Source organism: Knoellia altitudinis (assembly GCF_042666355.1).
GTDB classification, from domain to species: Bacteria; Actinomycetota; Actinomycetes; order Actinomycetales; family Dermatophilaceae; genus Knoellia; species Knoellia altitudinis.
The window spans coordinates 960,512-977,173 of the sequence record NZ_JBHTDK010000001.1; the positions used below are offsets into that span (position 1 = coordinate 960,512).

Annotated in this window: 13 protein-coding genes; 2 read left to right on the forward strand and 11 right to left on the reverse strand. The window is 69.1% G+C overall.

Annotation, left to right across the window (positions count from 1 at the left end):
* Positions 1-38 precede the first annotated feature (38 nt).
* Together ACFQW8_RS04515 and ilvA are read left to right on the forward strand one after the other, a co-directional pair.
* Positions 39-1,373 carry an MFS transporter gene (locus ACFQW8_RS04515; RefSeq protein WP_380085767.1) on the forward strand — a complete coding sequence of 445 codons (1,335 nt, stop codon included), beginning with the start codon at positions 39-41 and terminating at the stop codon, positions 1,371-1,373.
* A gap of 62 nt (positions 1,374-1,435) precedes the next feature.
* Entirely contained in the window at positions 1,436-2,974 is a 1,539-nt protein-coding gene (ilvA, locus tag ACFQW8_RS04520; RefSeq protein ID WP_380085768.1) for a threonine ammonia-lyase, biosynthetic, read from the forward strand.
* Positions 2,975-3,090: 116 nt separating this feature from the next.
* Here ilvA and ACFQW8_RS04525 read toward each other — a convergent pair whose 3' ends face one another.
* From ACFQW8_RS04525 to ACFQW8_RS18160, 11 genes are read right to left on the reverse strand one after another with little or no spacing between them, the layout of a single operon-like run.
* Positions 3,091-4,077: a polyprenyl synthetase family protein gene (locus ACFQW8_RS04525; RefSeq protein WP_380085769.1), complete on the reverse strand. Its 987-nt coding sequence runs from the start codon at positions 4,075-4,077 to the stop codon at positions 3,091-3,093.
* Positions 4,074-5,630, reverse strand: coding sequence for an NADH-quinone oxidoreductase subunit NuoN (gene nuoN / locus ACFQW8_RS04530; RefSeq protein ID WP_380088587.1), 1,557 nt, complete (start codon positions 5,628-5,630; stop codon positions 4,074-4,076). The genes ACFQW8_RS04525 and nuoN overlap by 4 nt, the downstream gene beginning before the upstream one ends.
* A 17-nt stretch (positions 5,631-5,647) precedes the next feature.
* Positions 5,648-7,207, reverse strand: coding sequence for an NADH-quinone oxidoreductase subunit M (locus ACFQW8_RS04535; protein ID WP_380088589.1), 1,560 nt, complete (start codon positions 7,205-7,207; stop codon positions 5,648-5,650).
* Positions 7,207-9,168: an NADH-quinone oxidoreductase subunit L gene (gene nuoL, locus ACFQW8_RS04540; RefSeq protein ID WP_380085770.1), complete on the reverse strand. Its 1,962-nt coding sequence runs from the start codon at positions 9,166-9,168 to the stop codon at positions 7,207-7,209. Before nuoL ends, ACFQW8_RS04535 begins: the two co-directional genes overlap by 1 nt.
* Positions 9,169-9,177: 9 nt before the next feature.
* Positions 9,178-9,477, reverse strand: a complete 300-nt coding sequence (nuoK, locus tag ACFQW8_RS04545; protein ID WP_380085771.1) for an NADH-quinone oxidoreductase subunit NuoK — start codon at positions 9,475-9,477, stop codon at positions 9,178-9,180.
* Positions 9,474-10,334, reverse strand: coding sequence for an NADH-quinone oxidoreductase subunit J (locus ACFQW8_RS04550; protein WP_380085772.1), 861 nt, complete (start codon positions 10,332-10,334; stop codon positions 9,474-9,476). Before ACFQW8_RS04550 ends, nuoK begins: the two co-directional genes overlap by 4 nt.
* Positions 10,331-10,984 carry an NADH-quinone oxidoreductase subunit NuoI gene (gene nuoI, locus ACFQW8_RS04555; protein WP_380085773.1) on the reverse strand — a complete coding sequence of 218 codons (654 nt, stop codon included), beginning with the start codon at positions 10,982-10,984 and terminating at the stop codon, positions 10,331-10,333. Before nuoI ends, ACFQW8_RS04550 begins: the two co-directional genes overlap by 4 nt.
* Positions 10,977-12,443, reverse strand: coding sequence for an NADH-quinone oxidoreductase subunit NuoH (gene nuoH / locus ACFQW8_RS04560; protein WP_380085774.1), 1,467 nt, complete (start codon positions 12,441-12,443; stop codon positions 10,977-10,979). The genes nuoI and nuoH overlap by 8 nt, the downstream gene beginning before the upstream one ends.
* A complete protein-coding gene (locus ACFQW8_RS04565) occupies positions 12,440-14,956 on the reverse strand; it encodes an NADH-quinone oxidoreductase subunit G (RefSeq protein ID WP_380085775.1) in 2,517 nt (838 codons plus the stop codon). The genes nuoH and ACFQW8_RS04565 overlap by 4 nt, the downstream gene beginning before the upstream one ends.
* A complete protein-coding gene (nuoF, locus tag ACFQW8_RS04570; RefSeq protein WP_380085776.1) occupies positions 14,953-16,266 on the reverse strand; it encodes an NADH-quinone oxidoreductase subunit NuoF in 1,314 nt (437 codons plus the stop codon). Before nuoF ends, ACFQW8_RS04565 begins: the two co-directional genes overlap by 4 nt.
* On the reverse strand, positions 16,263-16,595 hold the full coding sequence (locus tag ACFQW8_RS18160; RefSeq protein ID WP_449274537.1) for a sunset domain-containing protein: 333 nt from the start codon (positions 16,593-16,595) through the stop codon (positions 16,263-16,265). The genes nuoF and ACFQW8_RS18160 overlap by 4 nt, the downstream gene beginning before the upstream one ends.
* Positions 16,596-16,662: the final 67 nt, after the last annotated feature.

Sequence of the window (16,662 nt, forward strand, 5' to 3'; positions counted from 1 at the left end):
ACTAGGCGGAAGTCGAACCGGCTGAAAGGCTCTCTCCCATGACCGACGACCTCGCGGTGAGCGCCGCAGATGCCGAGCCCTTCGCCGACGACGGGGGTCGGCGACGCCGTCCGCCCCTGCACCGCGCGTGGATCGTGGCCATCGTCGGGTTCGTCACGCTCATCGGTGCCGCTGGCTTCCGCTCGGTCCCGAGTGTGCTCATCGACCCACTGCACCAGGAGTTCGGGTGGAGCCGGGCCACGATCGGGTTCGCGGTGTCGGTGAACCTCGTGCTCTTCGGGCTGTTCTCACCGTTCGCGGCAGCCCTGATGGACCGTTTCGGGATCCGCCGCGTCGTCGTGGTCGCACTCACCCTCGTCGCCCTCGGCAGCGGGCTCACCGTCTTCATGACCCAGGCGTGGCAGCTCGTCCTGCTGTGGGGCGTCGTCGTCGGCGTCGGCACCGGTTCGATGTCGATGGCGCTCGTGGCGACGCTCGTCAACCGGTGGTTCGTGGCTCGTCGAGGACTCGTGAGTGGCGTGCTCACCGCGGCCGGGGCGACCGGGCAGCTCGTCTTCCTTCCGCTCATCGCGATCCTGGCCGATCGATACGGTTGGCGTACACCTGCGCTCGTCGTGGCCGCCGTGGCGCTCGCGGTGGTCCCGCTCGTGATCCTGTTCGTCCGCGACCACCCGCATGACGTCGGCCTGCAGGCCTACGGCGCAACCGCCGAGGATCCCGGCCTCCCCCTCCCCCATCCCGTGGGCAGCGCCGCGGCCCAGGCTCTGTCGTCGCTGCGCAAGGCGGCCAGGACCCGAGCCTTCTGGCTGCTTGCCGGCGGGTTCGCGATCTGCGGCATGTCCACCAACGGACTCGTCGGCACCCACTTCGTCCCGGCGGCGCACGACCACGGCATGCCCACGACGATGGCGGCCTCACTGCTGGCGCTCATCGGGATCTTCGACATCGCCGGCACGATCTTCTCGGGTTGGATGACCGACCGGGTCGACCCCCGCTTCCTGCTCGTGGGCTACTACGCCCTCCGCGGACTCTCTCTCATGCTGTTGCCCTCGTTGCTCGGGCCATCGGTGCAACCGACCATGTGGTTCTTCATCATCTTCTACGGGCTCGACTGGATCGCCACGGTGCCGCCGACCGTGGCCCTGTGCCGTGAGTGGTTCGACGTCTCGGCGCCCGTCGTCTTCGGATGGGTCTTCGCGTCCCACCAGATCGGCGCTGCGATTGCGGCGACCGGCGCAGGAGCGGTGCGCGATGTCACGGGCACCTACTCACTCGCCTGGTTCACCGCCGGCGGCCTGTGCCTCCTCGCCGCAGGCCTCTCCTGGGCCATTCCTCGCCGGGTCGCCGCGAAGCGTCAGGCTGTCCCTGTCTGAGCATCTCGTCTCGACTGGTGGCGGCCACGCTGGCCGCAGCGATCTCACGGTTTGCTTGACCCATGTCCACCGAAGAGCTTGCCGACCGGGCCAACGGGTCGGAGCTGCTGCGAGCCGTCCTGCGGGCGCCGGTCTATGAGGCCGCAGTCGTCACCCCGCTGGAGGTCATGGACGCGCTGTCCGAGCGCGTGGGCAACACCGTCCAGGTCAAGCGCGAGGACCGCCAGCCGATCCACTCGTTCAAGGTCCGCGGCGCCTACACGCGGATGGACGGCCTCAGCCGTGAGGAGCGTGCCCGGGGAGTCGTCACCGCCTCGGCCGGCAACCACGCCCAGGGCGTGGCGCTGTCCGCGTCCCTGCTCGGTGTGACCGCCGTGGTCGTCATGCCTGCGACGACGGCGCCGATCAAGGTGGATGCCGTCCGCGGACATGGCGCAGAGGTCGTGCTCGTGGGTGACAGGTTCGACGTCGCGCAGGCCGAGGCCCTGCGACTCGCGGACTCGCGCGGACTCACCTACATCCCACCGTTCGACGACCCGCTCGTCATCGCCGGACAGGGCACGATCGGTCTCGAGCTCATCCAGCAGGACGCCCACCTCGACCGGGTGTTCGTGCCGGTCGGCGGCGGTGGGTTGGCGGCCGGCGTCGCCGGCCTCATCAAGAACCTCATGCCCGGCATCAAGGTCATCGGGGTCGAGCCCGAGGACGCCGCGTGCCTGCGTGCCGCCCTCGAGGCCGGGCGCCCGGTGGACCTGCCCGAGGTGAGCCGCTTCGCCGAGGGCGTCGCGGTGAAGCGGATCGGCGACCAGACCTTCGACCTCTGTCGCCGCCACCTCGACGACGTCGTCACAGTCGGGTCGGACGAGATCTGCGCGGCGGTCAAGGACATCTTCGAGGACGTGCGTGCCGTCGCGGAGCCGGCTGGCGCCGTGGCACTCGCGGGACTCAAGAAGTATGTCGCCGCCCACGGCATACAGGGAGAGAGGTTGGCGCACATCCTCTCCGGTGCCAACGTCCCGTTCGACACGCTGCGCTACATCTCCGAGCGGGCCGAGATCGGCGAGCATCGCGAGGCGCTCTTCGGTGTGACCATCCCCGACCGCGCCGGCGCGTTCCTGGCGTTCGTCGGCGTGCTCGCCGGCCGCTCGGTCACGGAGTTCAACTACCGGGCGGACGGGACCGACCGGGCACGCATCTTCGTCGGCGTCCAGCTCTCCGGCGGCGCCGCCGAGGGCCGCCAGATCCACGACAACCTCACCGCCGCCGGCTACGAGTCGGTCGACCTCTCCGACGACGACACGGCCAAGACGCACGTGCGCTACATGATCGGCGGACGTTCACCCGGCGTCGAGGAGGAGGTCTACAGCTTCGAGTTCCCGGAGCACCCGGGCGCCCTGAGCCGCTTCCTCACCGAGCTCGGCACCCGCTGGAACATCACGATGTTCCACTACCGCAGCCACGGCACCGACTACGGCCGGGTGCTCTGCGCCTTCGAGGGCGTGCGCGACGACGTCGACTTCGCAGCCCACGTGGCGAACCTGGGCTACCCGTGCCGCGACGTGTCCACCTCTCCCGCTCTGTCCTACTTCCTCCTGCGCTGACCAGTCATGTCGCGGAGTTCTCACTTCGCTTGACGGCGGCCGTCAGGTGAGGTGAGAGAAACCCACTTCAGGCGACGGGTCCTACGCTCTGCGTGGGCACGTCCGGGGGCGGCGGGTCAGGAGACGCGGTGGGTGACCGACGTGGCCAGCGCCAGCAGGGCGGTCTTCGCCTCACTGTCGGGCAGCTCGGTGAGCGCCTCCTGCGCCTGCTCGCCGACCGCGCGGGTCTCGGCGCGAGCCCGTTCGAGTGCCGGATGAGCCCTCAGCAGCTCGAGCGCCTCGCGCAGCTCGGCGTCACCCGACAGCTCGGACTGCAGCAGCTCCCGGAGCCGGGCGTCGTCGGGCGCCGTCGACGCCAGGGCATGCAGCACGGCGAGGGTCCGCTTGCCCTCGCGCAGGTCCGTGCCCGGCGTCTTGCCGAGCTCCTCCGTGGAGGACTCGATGTCGATGAGGTCGTCGGCGAGCTGGAAGGCCATGCCCAGGCGCTCGCCATAGACCCGCATCGTCTCGACGACGTCGTCACCACAACCCGCGAACATCGCGCCATAACGGGCAGCGGTCGCGATGAGCACTCCGGTCTTGTCCTCGAGGACGCGCAGGTAGTAGGCGCCCGCATCCTCACCCTCGGGCGCCTGCCGCTCGTCGCGGATCTGGCCGGTGCACAGTCGGATGAAGGTCTCGGCCTGGATCCGCACCGCATCGTTCCCCAGCTCGGCGACCAGGGCAGATGCGTGACCGAAGAGGAGGTCACCGATGAGGATGGCGGTGGAGTTCCCGTATGCCGTGTTGGCCGTGGGTGTGCCCCGGCGCAGCTCCGCCTCGTCCATGACGTCGTCGTGGTAGAGCGAGGCCAGGTGGGTCAGCTCCACCGCGGCGGCCGCCGTGACGACGGCGTCGTTGACCCCGTCGCCCAGCTCTGCGGCGAGGATCGTGAGCATCGGCCGGAACCGCTTGCCGCCGGCTCGGAGCAGGTGCACGTTGGCCTCGGCGATGAAGGCGTCGTCGTGGTCGATGCGCTCCTCGATGAGCGCCTCGACCCGGGCGAGACCATCCGTGAGCCGCTCCTGCAACCCGGCCGAGACCTCGGGCAGGGCGAGGGTCACTGGATGAACTGCGACACCCGACCGGCGAGGTCGAGGATCGGGCCCGGGACGACACCCAGCACGACGGTGCCGAGGGCGCCGACGGTGATGGCGATCGTCGAGGCGATCGACGGGGTCAGCGCGACGACGTCGTCGTCACCGGTCGGCTCGGTGAAGTACATGAGCACGATGAGCCGGAAGTAGACGAACGCGGTGACGGCCGAGGCCAGCACGCCGACGACCACCATGATGATGCCGGCCAGCCCACCGTGCGCGATGGCCGGGGCGAACGCCGCGAACTTCGCCGTGAAGCCGGACGTCAGCGGGATGCCCGCGAACGCGAGGAGCAGCAGAGCGAAGATGCCGGCGACGACCGGGTGCTTCCTGCCCAGGCCCGCCCACTGCGAGAGGTGCGTCGCCTCGGACCCACCGGAGCGGACCAGGGAGACGATGGCGAACGCGGCGATGGTCGCCAGGCCGTAGGCCGCGAGGTAGAACATCGTGCCCGAGACGCCGGTGACGTCGAAGGCCAGGACCCCGACGAGGATGAAGCCGGCGTGCGCGATGGACGAGTAGGCCAGCAGCCGCTTGATGTCGGTCTGGGTCACCGACAGCACCGAGCCGACGACCATGGTCAGGACGGCGATCGCGGCCACCCCGAGGCGCCACTCGAGACGGGAGGACTCCACGCCGACGTAGACGAGCCGCAGGATCGCACCGAAGGCGGCGAGCTTGGTCGCGGCGGCCATGAACCCGGTGACCGGCGTCGGAGCCCCCTGGTAGGCGTCGGGCGTCCACGAGTGGAACGGCACCGCGCCGATCTTGAAGAGCAGCCCGATGAGGGTGAGGACCACACCCGGCAGCAGCAGGCCCTCGTAGGCGCCGTTGGCCGTCGTGATCGCCTCGGCGATCTTCGCGAGGTCGGTCGACCCGGCATACCCGTAGAGCAGTGCTGCACCGAAGAGGAAGAAGGCCGACGAGAAGGCGCCCAGCAGGAAGTACTTGAGCGAGGCCTCCTGCGAGAGCAGCCGGCGACGCCGGGCCAGGCCGGTCAGCACGTAGAGCGGCAGGGACAGGACCTCGAGCGCCACGAACATCGTGATGAGGTCGTTCGACGACACGAACATGAGCATGCCGAACACGGCGAAGAGCGTCAGCGGGAAGGCCTCCGACGTCGCGAACCCGGCGCGATCGGCCGCGGACTCGGCCGGGGAGCCCGGGGTGGCCGCACCCATCGGGGTGAAGGCATCGGCGGAGCGCCCGCCGAAGCGCTCGGACATGGTGAGCACGCCGAGAACCGAGAAGATCAGCAGCGTCCCCTGCATGAACAGGGCTGGGCCGTCGACGACGATCGAGCCACCGGCGGTGACCGTCTGGTTGTCGACGGACACGAGGGCGAGCACGGCGAAGGATGCCACGAGCGCAGCCAGGGCGAGCGAGACCTGGATGACGTGACGTGAGGTCCGCGGCGCGAACGCCTCGACGAGGACACCGATGAGCGCGGCGCCGACGACGATCAGCATGGGCGCGACGGCGCCGTAGTTGACCTGGACGGCCTCGAAGGCGGTCGGCATCGCGGTGGACAGGGCGGTCACTGGGCACTCCCGGTGGCGTTGGTCGGCGTCGGATCAGTGACACCGACGAGTTCGAGCGTCTGCTTCACGGCCGGGTTGACGAGGTCGAGCACCGGCTTCGGGTAGACGCCGAGGAGCAGGAACGAGGCGATGATCGGCGCCACGACGAGCTTCTCGCGCAGCCCCAGGTCGCGGGGCTCGGAGCCCTCCGCGAAGCTCGGACGCGGACCGGTGAAGACCCGCTGGTAGGTCAGCAGGATGTAGAGCGCGGCGAGGACGATGCCGAGGGTGGCGATCGCCGCGGCCACCTGGTAGCGCTGGAAGGTCCCCGTGAGCACGAGGAACTCCGACACGTAGGACGACAGGCCGGGCAGCGCCAACGACGAGAGTCCAGCCACGAGGAAGGTCCCGGCGAGCACCGGGGTGACCCGCTGCCAGCCTCCGTAGTCGGCGATGCGCTGGGAGCCGTGCCGCGAGATGAGGAACCCGGCGAGCAGGAAGAGCCCGGCGGTGGAGAACCCGTGGTTGATCATGTAGAGCGCCGAGCCGCCACCGGCCGTCGTGGTCATCGCGAAGATGCCGAGGACGATGAAGCCGAAGTGGCTGATCGAGGTGAACGCGATGAGCCGCATGATGTCGCGCGACCCGATGGCGAGCAGCGCGCCGTAGATCACCGAGATGACCGCCAGGGTGATGACCACGGGCGTGGCCCACTGTGACGCCTCCGGGAAGAACCCGAGGCAGAAGCGCAGCATCCCGAAGGTGCCGACCTTGTCGAGGACACCGACGAGCAGCACGGCAGTGGCGGGACGCGCCTCGGACGCCGCGTCGGGCAGCCACGTGTGGACCGGCCACATCGGCGCCTTGATCGCGAACGCGATGAAGAAGCCGATGAACAGCCAGCGCTGGGTCGCGGTCGACCCGCCGACGGCACCCTCGAGCGACTCGTAGAGGAAGCCCTGCTCGCCACCCGGTCCCTGGAAGTAGAGGCCGATGACGGCGACGAGCATGATGAGCCCGCCGACGAGCGAGAAGAGGATGAACTTCACCGCGGCGTACTGGCGCCGTGCCCCACCGAACAGCCCGATGAGGAAGTAGACCGGGATGAGCATGGCCTCGAAGAAGACGTAGAACAGGAAGACGTCGCGGGCCGCGAAGACACCCACCATGAAGGTGAGCAGCACGAGCATGAGCGCGAAGTAGGTCTTCTCGCGCTTGCCGTGGGACACAGTGTCGGCGTCCTCAGCGCCTTCGAGGTCGTTCCACGCAGCCAGCAGGCAGATCGGCGTGAGGATCGCGGCCATGACGATGAGCGAGAGCGCGATGCCGTCGACGCCGAGGGCGTAGGAGACGCCGAACTGCGGGATCCAGGAGTGCGTCTCGGTCAGCTGGTAGCGATCACCCGAACCGGACTCGAACCGGCTCCACGCCAGAAGCGCCAGCGCGAGCGTCAGCAAGGAGGCGCCGAGCGCGATCGGCTTGGCCAACCGCGACGAGGCGGACGGCAGCAGCCAGATGACCGCCGCGCCGACGAGCGGCACGACCATCATGAGCGTGAGCAGGGGCAGGCCGGACATCAGTTCATCACCCACAGTGCTCCGAGAATGGCGACGACACCGGTGAGCATCGTCAAGGCATAGGACCGGGCGTAGCCGGTCTGGAGGCGGCGCAGTCGCGAGGACAGCCCGCCGATGGACGCGGCCATCGAGCCGGTGAGCCCGTCGACCCCCTTGCCGTCGGTGAAGACGAGCGCGCGGGTGAGGTGGGTCCCGGGCCGCATGAAGAGGCCCTCGTTGATGGCGTCCTGGTAGAGGTCGACGCGGGCCGCCTGCGTGAGGAGGGAACCTCGCGGCGCCGTCTGCGGGACCGCGTCGCGCCAGTACAACATCCAGGCGTATGCCGCCCCTCCGGCCACGAGCAGAAGCGTCAGTCCCATGATCACCGGGACCGCGAGGACCGGGTGCTCCTCACCGTGCTCGCCGACGACCGGCTCGAGCCAGTGGCTGAACATGCCGCCCCACGACAGGACGAGGCCGAGCAGGCCCGATCCGACGGCGAGCACGATCATCGGGACGGTCATCGTCAACGGCGACTCGTGGGGGTGCACCGCGCGCGAGCCGAGCTCGCGCGCCTCCGCCTCGTCCACCCAGCGCTTCTTGCCGTGGAAGGTCATGAAGAACAGGCGGGACATGTAGAAGGCGGTGATGCCAGCACCGATGAGCGCGACGAACCCGAAGACCCACGGGCGCCAGCCCTCACCGATGAACGCCGACTCGATGATCTTGTCCTTGGACCAGAAGCCGGAGAACGGCGGGACACCGAGGATGGCGAGCCAGCCCAGGCCGAACGTGACCCAGGTGATCTTCATGGCGCTCGAGAGGCCACCGAAGCGACGCATGTTCACCTGGTCGTTCATGCCGTGCATGACCGAGCCGGCACCGAGGAACATGCCGGCCTTGAAGAAGCCGTGGGTGACGAGGTGGAAGATCGCGAAGGCGTAGCCCACCGGCCCGAGCCCGGCCGCGAGCATCATGTAGCCGATCTGCGACATGGTCGAGGCCGCCAGCGCCTTCTTGATGTCGTCCTTGGCGCACCCGACGATGGCTCCGTAGAGCAGCGTGATGGCACCGACGACGGCGACCGCGAGCTGCGCGTTGGGGGCGGCGTTGAAGATGTCGTGCGAGCGGACGACGAGGTAGACCCCGGCGGTGACCATCGTCGCGGCGTGGATGAGCGCCGAGACGGGGGTCGGGCCGGCCATGGCGTCACCGAGCCAGGACTGCAGCGGGAACTGCGCCGACTTCGCGCACGCACCCACGAGCAGCAGCAGCCCCAGCGTGGTCATGGCGGTCGAACCCGCCTCCGCAGCGCCGGCGTGCACGGTCGCGAAGTCCACCGCGCCGAATGTGTAGAACATGTACATCAGCGCGATCGACATGCCGACGTCACCGACGCGGTTCACGAAGAAGGCCTTGTTGGCCGCCGTCGCGTAGGCCGGGTTGTGGTTCCAGAACCCGATGAGCAGGTAGGACGCGAGACCGACACCCTCCCAGCCGACGAAGAGCAGCAGGTAGGAGTCCGCGAGGACCACGAGCAGCATGGCCGCGACGAAGAGGTTGAGGTAGGCGAAGAACTTGCGCCGGTTGACGTCGTGCTCCATGTAGCCGATGGAGTAGACGTGGATGAGGGACCCGACGAAGGTGATGAGCAGGACGAACGCGATCGACAGCTGGTCGACCAACAGGCCTGTCTCGAGCTGGAACTGCCCCGCCGGGATGAAGTTCCACCCGCTGAGGTGCGCACCGCGCTCCTCGCCGCCGCGCCCGATCATGGCGAACAGCAGGACGAAGCCCAGGACGAAGCTGGCCCACGACAGCGCGGTGGCGAGCAGATGCCCCCAGGCGTTGGTGGCCCTGCCGCCGAGCAGGAGGATCGCCGCACCGAGCAGGGGGAACGCCACGAGAAGCCAGGCGTATGCCGTGATGCCGGTGGCCGCGGCCACCTCACCTTCCGCGGCGAGCAGGAGAGAAACGTTCACGAGTGCCCCTTAGAGCTTCAGCAGGTTGGCATCGTCGACAGAAGCCGACCGGCGGGCACGGAAGATCGCCATGATGATGGCGAGGCCGACGACGACTTCTGCGGCGGCGACCACCATGACGAACAGGGCGATGGCCTGCCCGTGGAGGTTGCCGTGCATGCGGGCGAAGGTGACGAAGGCGAGGTTTGCCGCGTTGAGCATCAGCTCGACACCCATGAAGACGACGATCGCGTTGCGGCGGGTGAGCACGGTCGCCCCGCCGATGACGAACAGCAGCGTCGCCAGGTAGATGTAGTTGATCAGGCTCATCGCTGGCCCTCCGTCGTCGCGTCCGGGTCGACGCTGTCGTTGTCGTCGTCGCCCGTGTTGACGCTGTCGATGCCGTTGTCGTCCGGGCGACGGTCCTGGCCGAGGTCACGTTCGATCTCGCGCTCGGCGTCGAGCCACGGCGCGGCCGATCCGACCTGGTCGCGGGCGGTGAGGACGCGCGAGATGGACAGCTCGCTCGGGGTGCCGTCCGGCAGCAGGGCAGGGGTGTCGATCGCGTTGTGACGGGCGTAGACACCGGGCACGGGCAGGCCGGCGAGGTTCTCGCCGGCGCGGATCCGGCGTTCGCTCCACGCACGCTGGTCGGGGCGGGCGCCCAGGCGCTCGCGGTGGGCGAGGACCATGGCTGCCAGCGCAGCCGTGATGAGCAGCGCCGACGTGGCCTCGAAGACCCAGACGTAGCGGCCGAAGATAAGCTCTGCCATCCCGGAGACGTTGCCGGTCTCGTTGTTGATCGCGTTGAGCTTGTCGGCGGGGGCGTCACCGATGGTGATGCGGCCGACCGCGCCCATGAGGAGGGCTGCCAGCCCGAGTGTCAGGACGACGGTGGCCGCGCGCTGGCCCTTGAGGGTCTCGACGATGCTGTCGGAGGAGTCGACGCCGACGAGCATGACGACGAAGAGGAAGAGCATCATCACGGCGCCGGTGTAGACGAAGATCTGGATGACGCCGAGGAAGTCGGCGCCCTGGGCGAGGTAGAAGATGCCGAGGATGATCATCGTCAGCGCCATGCCGAGCGCGGCGTGGACGGCCTTGCGCGCAAAGATCAGGCCCATCGCGCCGACGACGGCGAGGGGGCCGAGGATCCAGAAGAGGATGGCTTCTCCGGTGCTGGTCATTGCGCAGGCTCCTTCACGGCACCCGTGGACCCGGAGGCGCCCGTCGCGTCGATCGCAGGGCTGGCCTGGGCGTGGTTGGTCTGCGCCCAGTCCTTCTGGGTGGGCGTGGCCTCCGAGACCTTGCCGAGGTAGTAGTCGCGCTCCTCCATGCCCTCCACCATCGGGTGCGGTGCAGCGAGCATGCCGCCCTGGAGCGGGGCGAGCAGCTGCTCCTTGGTGAAGATGAGGTCCGCGCGGTTGTTGTCGGCCAGCTCGTACTTGTTGGTCATCGTCAGGGCGCGCGTCGGGCAGGCCTCGATGCACAGCCCGCAGAAGATGCAGCGCAGGTAGTTGATCTGGTAGACGCGGCCATAGCGCTCACCGGGTGAGAAGCGCTGACCGGAGAGGTCGTCGTTGTTGGCGCCCTCGACGAGGATCGCGTCGGCCGGGCAGGCCCACGCGCACAGCTCGCAGCCGACACACTTCTCCAGCCCGTCCGGGTGACGGTTGAGCTGGTGGCGTCCGTGGAAGCGCTGCGCCGTCGGCCGCTTCACCTCGGGGTACTCGGTCGTGGCGACCTTGCGGAACATCGTCGCGAAGGTCACCCCGAAGCCACCCACGGGCGCGAAGAGGTCGGACAGGAACCCCGCCTTCTTCTTGTCGTCAGCCACGAGGGGCCTCCTTGTCGGTGAAGTCGAACTCGGCGGGCCCGCTCGGACGCTCCGGCGTCACGGGGTCGGCCCCGCGAAGGGCAGGTGCCCCGACGCGTGCGGTCTCGCGCAGACGCTGACCGGGCAACGGCGGCACGGGGTAGCCACCGGCATACGGGTCGATCTCCTCCGGCGGAGCGACCGACGACGCCGCCTCCTTGGCCAGGGCACGTGAGTCCCACCACCAGCCGAACGCCAGGGCGCCGACGGCGACGAGCGCCACGATGGCCAGCGAGGACACCGGGAAGCGACGGCCGGCGAACTCCAGGGCGGCGTCACCGAACCATCCGTTCTGCGCGCCACGGAAGAACGCGACGAGCACGACCCAACCGAGCGTGGCGGGGATGAGGAACTTCCAGCCGAAGCGCATGAACTGGTCGTAGCGGGTGCGCGGCAGGGAGCCACGCAGCCAGACGAAGAGGAACATGAACATCCAGAGCTTGATGGTGAACCAGAGCAGGCCCCACCACCCCTCGTTGAACATGCCGTCGTTGATCGCGGCGATGCCGGGAGGCGCCATCCACCCACCGAGGAACATCGTCGTGGCCAGCGCCGAGACGGTGAACATGTTGATGTACTCGCCGAGGAAGAACATGGCGAAGCGCATCGAGCCGTACTCGGTGTGGAAGCCACCGGTGAGCTCGCCCTCACCCTCGGCGAGGTCGAACGGCAGGCGGTTGGTCTCGCCGACCATGGTGATGATGTAGACGAAGAAGCTGAAGAACGCCGGGATGATGTACCAGACGTTGTTCTGCGCGCCGACGATCTGCGAGGTCGACATCGAGCCGCTGTAGAGGAAGACGGCGACGAGCGAGAGGCCCATCGCGATCTCGTAGGAGATCATCTGGGCCGAGGAGCGCAGGCCACCCATGAGCGGGTAGGGCGAGCCCGACGACCAGCCGGCGAGCACGACGCCGTAGATGCCGATGCCGGCGATGGCGAGCACGAAGAGCACCGAGATCGAGGAGTCGGCGAGCTGCAGCGGCGTGGTGTGACCGAACACCGTGACCTCGCCGCCGAGCGGGATGATCGCGAAGCCGATGAAGCACATGGTCGCCGTGATGAGCGGCGCGAGGGTGAAGACGATCCGGTCCGCCTTGGCGGGCGTGACGTCCTCCTTGAGCATGGCCTTCATGCCGTCCGCGAGAGTCTGGAGCAGACCGAAGGGACCGTTGCGGTTGGGGCCGGGGCGCTGCTGCATGCGACCGATGACGCGCCGCTCGAACCAGATGACCATGAGCGTCGACACGAGGAGGTAGACGAAGATGACCACTGCCTTGAGGAGCGAGAGCCACCACGGCGTGTCCGAGAAGTCGGCGATGGGGTTGTCCGTGCCTTCGGCGACAAGCGTGGGTATGCCGGTCAGCCCGGTGCCGCTCAGCGCTTCCGTTGCATTCGAGAGGGCGAGAAGGGCGCTCATGCTGCACTTCCTTTGTCGACCTTGGTGACGGAGACGCGGATGGCCGGTGCGTCCGCGAGCGTGGCGCGGAGGTCGCACCCCGCGGAGTGGGTCGGGAGCCAGACGACGTGGTCGGCCATCTGTGTGATGGTGACGGGGACCGTGATGGGGTCGACGGACGAGTCGCCGATGACGACGGTGACGGTGTCGCCGTCGGTGACACCGAGCGAGTCGGCGGTCGTCCGGGAGACCTTGGCCGTCGGCCTCGGTGCGGTGCCGGCGAGGAACGGCTCGCCGTCCTGGAGCCGACCGCGGTCGAGCAGGTGGCGCCAGGTGGCGAGGACGAGGTGACCGTCCTCGGCGCTGGGCACCTCACCGGCCTCGACCGTTGGAGCCGCGGGCCGGCCCTTCTGGGATGACGGGCCGATCCGCTCCATCTCGGAGCGGACCTCGGCGACGGTGCGGCAGCCGAGGAACTCGCCCAGCTCGTCGGCGATCATGTCGAGTGCACGGTGGTCGCTGACGTAGCCGGTCTCGAGGGCTCGCTGGAAGGTGCGCGCACGCCCCTCCCAGTCGACGAAGGTCCCGGCCTTCTCGGCGTGGGCCGCGACGGGCAGGACCACGTCGGCGACAGCGGTGACGGCGGACTCACGGACCTCGAGGGACACGACGAAGGTCGACTCGAAGGCCTGGACGGCGTCGGCGCGACCGAAGTCGAGCGGGTCGACGCCACCGACGACGAGGGCACCGATCTTGCCGGTGCGCGCGCCCTCGAGGATGGCCGCGGAGTCGCGACCGGGAGCATCCGGGAGGCCGACGACACCCCAGGCCGAGGCCACCTCGGCGCGGGCTGCGGCATCGCTCACGGCGCGACCGCCGGGGAGCAGCGTCGGGAGGGCGCCGGCCTCGAGGGCACCGCGCTCCCCCGCGCGACGCGGGATCCAGGCGAGCCGGGCACCGGTCGTCTCGGCGAGACGGGCAGCGGCACTCAGGGCGCCGGGGACGGTGGCCAGACGCTCGCCGACGAGGATGACCGCGCCCTCGCCGCGCAGCGCCTCGGCGGCGGCCCGCACGGTGTCGGGACCCTCACCAGCGGCGCCGCTCGCGGCACCCTTGCCGAGGGCGTCGAGGACCTCCGGCTCGGTGCCGGGGGCGGTCGGGATGAGGTGACCGGAGACCTTGGTGAGCCCGCGCGTCGCGACGGGCGACACGGCATACACGGCCGTCTTGTTCTTGCGCGCCGCCTTGCGCAGGCGCAGGAAGACGATGGGGCTCTCGTCCTCGGGCTCGAAGCCCGCGAGGACGACGGTCTTCGCGTTCTCGAGGTCCGCATAGGTCACGGCCCCGGACGCGGGAGAGGTCCGCACGACGTGGGACGCGAGGAAGTCGGCCTCCTCTGCCGAGTGCGGCCGGGCGCGGAAGTCGACGTCGTTGGTGCCGAGCACCGTGCGCGCGAACTTGCCGTAGGCGTAGGCATCCTCGGCGCTGACGCGCCCGCCGACGAGCACACCCGCGCTGGGCGCTGCCTTGAGACCGGCGGCGGCGACCTCGAGGGCCTCACGCCAGGAGGCGACCCGGAGCTCGCCGTCCTCACGGACCATCGGGAGGGCGAGACGGTCCGTGAGCGTGGCGTACTGGAAGGCCCATCGGCCCTTGTCGCAGTTCCACTCCTCGTTGACCGCCGGCTCGTTGGCAGCCATGCGGCGCAGGACCGAGCCACGACGGTGGTCCGTGCGGGTGGAGCAACCACTGGCGCAGTGCTCGCAGATGCTCGGCGTGGAGACGAGGTCGAACGGGCGTGCGCGGAACCGGTAGGCCGCACCGGTCAGGGCGCCGACCGGGCAGATCTGGACCGTGTTGCCGGAGAAGTAGGACTCGAACGGCTTCTCCTCGTAGATGCCGACCTGCTGCAGGGCGCCACGCTCGACGAGGGCGATGAAGGGGTCACCGGCGACCTGCTCGGAGAAGCGGGTGCAGCGGGCACACAGGACACAGCGCTCGCGGTCGAGGAGGACCTGGCTCGAGATGTTGATGGGCTTGGGGTAGGTCCGCTTGACGTCCTCGAAGCGGCTCACCGGTCGTCCGCTGCTCATCGCCTGGTTCTGCAGGGGGCACTCGCCACCCTTGTCGCAGACCGGGCAGTCGAGCGGGTGGTTGATGAGGAGCAGCTCCATGACACCGTGCTGCGCCTTGTCGGCGACCTCGGAGGTGTGCTGCGTCTTGACCTGCATGCCGGGCGAGACCGTCATGGTGCACGACGCCTGCGGCTTCGGCATGGGGCGCAGGGTCCCGTCCGGGCCCGGGGTCGCCACGTCGACGAGGCACTGGCGGCAGGCACCGACCGGCTCGAGCAGCGGGTGGTCGCAGAAGCGCGGGATCTCGATCCCGACCTCCTCCGCCGCGCGGATGACGAGGGTGTTCTTGGGGACGGAGACGTCGATGCCGTCGATGGTCAGCTCGACCATCTCGACGGCGGGCTTGTCACCGGCTTCGCTGCCGGACGTGTCCGCGGCGTTCTTGGAGATCACAGTCATGCCGTCACGCGGTCCTTGTGGAAGAGCGTCGACTCACGCGAGTCGAACGGGCAGTGGCCCTCAGTCAGGTGGGCGATGTACTCCTCGCGGAAGTACTGGATCGAGCTCGTGATCGGGCTCGTCGCGCCGTCGCCGAGGGCGCAGAAGCTGCGGCCGAGGATGTTGTCACAGATGTCGAGGAGCTTGTCGAGGTCCTCTTCGCTGCCCTGACCGTGCTCGAGGCGACCGAGGATCTGCTTGAGCCACCACGTGCCCTCACGGCAGGGGGTGCACTTGCCGCAGGACTCGTGCTTGTAGAAGTCGGTCCAGCGGTCGACGGCGCGCACGACACAGGTCGTCTCGTCGAAGATCTGGAGGGCGCGGGTGCCGAGCATCGATCCGGCGGCGGCGACCGACTCGAAGTCGAGCGGGGTGTCGAGGTGCTCGGCCGTGAAGAGTGGGGTCGAGGAGCCTCCCGGCGTCCAGAACTTCAGCTGCTTCTCGGGGTCACGCATGCCACCGGCCATCTCGAGCAGCTCACGCAGGGTGATGCCGAGGGGGGCTTCGTACTGGCCCGGGTTCTTGACGTGGCCCGACAGGCTGAAGATGCCGAAGCCCTGGGACTTCTCCGTGCCCATGTCGCCGAACCAATCGGAGCCGTGGAGCAGGATCGGTGGCACCGAGGCGATGCTCTCGACGTTGTTGACGACGGTGGGGCGGGCATAGAGGCCGGCGACGGCCGGGAACGGCGGCTTGAGGCGCGGTTGGCCGCGGCGGCCCTCGAGGCTGTCGAGGAGCGCGGTCTCCTCGCCGCAGATGTAAGCGCCGGCGCCCGCGTGGACGGTGATGTCGAGGTCGAACCCAGAGCCGTGGATGTTCTTGCCGAGGTGGCCCGCGGCATACGCCTCCTCGACCGCGCGCATCAGGCGACGGTAGACGTGGACGACCTCGCCACGGAGGTAGATGAAGGCGTGGTTGCAGCCGATCGCGTAGGACGTGATGACGCAGCCCTCGATGAGGAACTGCGGTGCCGCCATCATGAGCGGGATGTCCTTGCACGTGCCCGGCTCGGACTCGTCGGCGTTGACGACGAGGTAGCGGGGGCCACCGTCCGGCGGGGGGAGGAAGCCCCACTTCATCCCCGTGGGGAAGCCGGCGCCACCGCGGCCGCGCAGGCCGGAGTCCTTGGTCATCTGCACGAGGTCGGCGGGGTCGGTCGCGAGCGCCTTGGTGAGCGCCTTGTAGCCGTCGTTCTTCTCGTAGGTCTCGAGAGTCCAGCTCTGGGGGTCGTCCCAGAACTTCGTGAGGATCGGCGTCAGCGTCGTGCTCATGCTTCTTCGCCCTTCTTCTTGCGATCGAGCGCGTTGGTGAACCCGGCGGCGGTCGCTGCGGCCTCGTCACGGAACCACACCTCGGCCCGGGTGCGCGAGTACGAGGGGGACTTCGGGGTGTGGAACAGCATCGAGCGCGGGTTCCCCTTGATGACCCACCCCTCCGGGCCGGTGCCGTCCGCACCAGGGACGACGGCGCCGTCACCGAACGAGGAGGTCGCGAAGCCTGCGGGGAAGTCGCCACCGGTCTGGACGGTCGGGCCCTGCGAGCTGGCCGCGGCGGGCGTTCCGGTCAGCGGCGCATCGCCACGGGGCTCCGCCTCGGCGATGGAGGAGCCGTCGTCGAAGAGCGTGGCGTCCTCGTCCGTCTGCGCGGGTGTCTCCTTGGCGTCCTTG

Excerpts from the sequence above, each read along its gene's own strand:
- ACFQW8_RS04515 (WP_380085767.1), top strand. The coding sequence starts at position 39 with ATGACCGACGACCTCGCGGTGAGCGCCGCAGATGCCGAGCCCTTCGCC.
- ilvA (WP_380085768.1), top strand. The coding sequence starts at position 1,436 with ATGTCCACCGAAGAGCTTGCCGACCGGGCCAACGGGTCGGAGCTGCTG.
- nuoN (WP_380088587.1), bottom strand. The coding sequence starts at position 5,630 with ATGCCGACCGCCTTCGAGGCCGTCCAGGTCAACTACGGCGCCGTCGCG.
- ACFQW8_RS04535 (WP_380088589.1), bottom strand. The coding sequence starts at position 7,207 with ATGTCCGGCCTGCCCCTGCTCACGCTCATGATGGTCGTGCCGCTCGTC.
- nuoK (WP_380085771.1), bottom strand. The coding sequence starts at position 9,477 with ATGAGCCTGATCAACTACATCTACCTGGCGACGCTGCTGTTCGTCATC.
- ACFQW8_RS04550 (WP_380085772.1), bottom strand. The coding sequence starts at position 10,334 with ATGACCAGCACCGGAGAAGCCATCCTCTTCTGGATCCTCGGCCCCCTC.
- nuoH (WP_380085774.1), bottom strand. The coding sequence starts at position 12,443 with ATGAGCGCCCTTCTCGCCCTCTCGAATGCAACGGAAGCGCTGAGCGGC.
- ACFQW8_RS04565 (WP_380085775.1), bottom strand. The coding sequence starts at position 14,956 with ATGACTGTGATCTCCAAGAACGCCGCGGACACGTCCGGCAGCGAAGCC.
- nuoF (WP_380085776.1), bottom strand. The coding sequence starts at position 16,266 with ATGAGCACGACGCTGACGCCGATCCTCACGAAGTTCTGGGACGACCCC.